This is a genomic window from Robinsoniella sp. (assembly GCF_034124845.1).
This window is the reverse complement of record NZ_JAWYAJ010000507.1, coordinates 1-1,567: the sequence shown is the minus strand read 5'-3', so window position 1 is coordinate 1,567 and position 1,567 is coordinate 1. Positions and strand designations below refer to the sequence as shown.

The 1,567-nt window shown below is 40.1% G+C and carries 2 protein-coding genes; both read left to right on the top strand.

Annotated elements, in window-relative coordinates; genetic code table 11:
• Positions 1-468, top strand: a 468-nt coding sequence (locus ACH2DQ_RS25145; protein ID WP_395028607.1) for a hypothetical protein, incomplete at its 5' end; no start/stop codon positions are given.
• A gap of 131 nt (positions 469-599) precedes the next feature.
• A complete protein-coding gene (locus ACH2DQ_RS25140) occupies positions 600-1,472 on the top strand; it encodes a VOC family protein (protein ID WP_394911755.1) in 873 nt (290 codons plus the stop codon).
• Positions 1,473-1,567 lie beyond the last annotated feature (95 nt).

Sequence of the window (1,567 nt, the reverse complement as noted above, 5' to 3'; positions counted from 1 at the left end):
GACAAGAAAAAATTTCTGGATATTGTCGCCTTAGTCCGGCGAAAAATAGAATTCAGGATTTTTGCTTATTGCATCACAGACACGGATGTACATATGGTGATCAGTACCCAGAATAGCAGGGTAAATACAAAAGTAATGAAAGAAGTAACCAGAGAGTTTTCCTGTTATTATAATCAAAGTTCCGATCATCGGCGGCAAAAGCGGATCTGCGGATATTATGAAAGCGAGAAAATCGAAGGCTGGGTGAATGTATTTAAATATTGTGGTAAGATACATTTGATTCCGGTTGCCTGCCATACTGTGAAAAATCTGGGAGATTATTGGTGGTGCAGTTACAATGATTACATTGGCAGATACAAAAGCGGAATTATTGATACAGAAGTATGGATGAACTATCTGGACGCTGACCAGGATGCAGCCCTTTTTAAATTTAAAGGCTATCATCGAAGGGAATGCAGACAGATTTAATCCTATATATATAATAACGAAAAAAAGGGAATACTATAATGCTTTTTTAAAAAATTAAAGAAAAATTAAGGTTTCTACCGCCCTGGACTTGTGCTACAATAAAGAAAGAAAATTGGCAAGGAGGAAAGGCTATGAACCTGAGTGAGAATATAACCGGAGTCCAGCATCTGGGAATACCGGTGGTGAATTTAAAAGAGGCTGTTGCCTGGTATGAAGGAAATCTGGGATTTAAAAAATTTCATGAAAAAATCGTTATGAATCCCTATAAAATTGAAGTTGCATTTTTACAGCTTGGAGATCTGGTTTTAGAGTTATTCCAGCCTTCCGGAAGCGAACTGGCTGAAGTGTCAGAAAGAAAAGATGGTATATTTGATCATTATGCCATTGATGTGCCTGATCTGGAGCGGTGCGTAAATGATGCAGTGGATAAAGGATTAAAATTTCATGCATCCACCGGCAGTGGAATTACTCATTATGAGCATCTCGGCAGAAAGGGTGTAAAAGGGGCAAATTTTGTCGGACCAAATCAGGAGGTTGTGGAATTCTGTCATGATGACAGTGCGGACTATGGCGCTAAAGCCGGTTTGCAGGGCTGGGCACATCTGGCGGTAAAGGTAAAAAGCCTGAAGGACTCTATGGAATTTTATGAAAAGCTGGGCTTTCATAAAACCGGAGGAGGGTATCTGGATACTCCGGATGGAAGAATTGAAATAGCTTTTGTATATCACAAAGGTTTTACTCTGGAATTAATACAGATGGTAGGTGCTGGTCTGGAAGAGCTAAAAACCAGGGGGGCAGGTCATATTGATCATATAGCACTGGATGTGTGTGATATTGAAGAAGCTTTTTATGAGGCAAAGAAAATCGGGCTTCAAAGCCTGGATTACCTGGTAAAAGAACTGCCGTTTTTCCAGTTCGGAGTTAAGTTTTTTACGGTAGTTGGACCAGACGGAGAAAAAGTAGAATTTAATCAAAAAAAGTGCTTGACATTTTCACGCATTTAATAGTATAATGACTAAGCGGTTTGGTAATCAGGCCGCTGACCATGGGATCTTAGCTCAGCTGGGAGAGCATCTGCCTTACAAGCAGAGGGTCACAG

Bases quoted from the DNA above. Each gene is read 5' to 3' on its own strand.
- ACH2DQ_RS25140 (WP_394911755.1), top strand. From the start codon at position 600: ATGAACCTGAGTGAGAATATAACCGGAGTCCAGCATCTGGGAATACCG.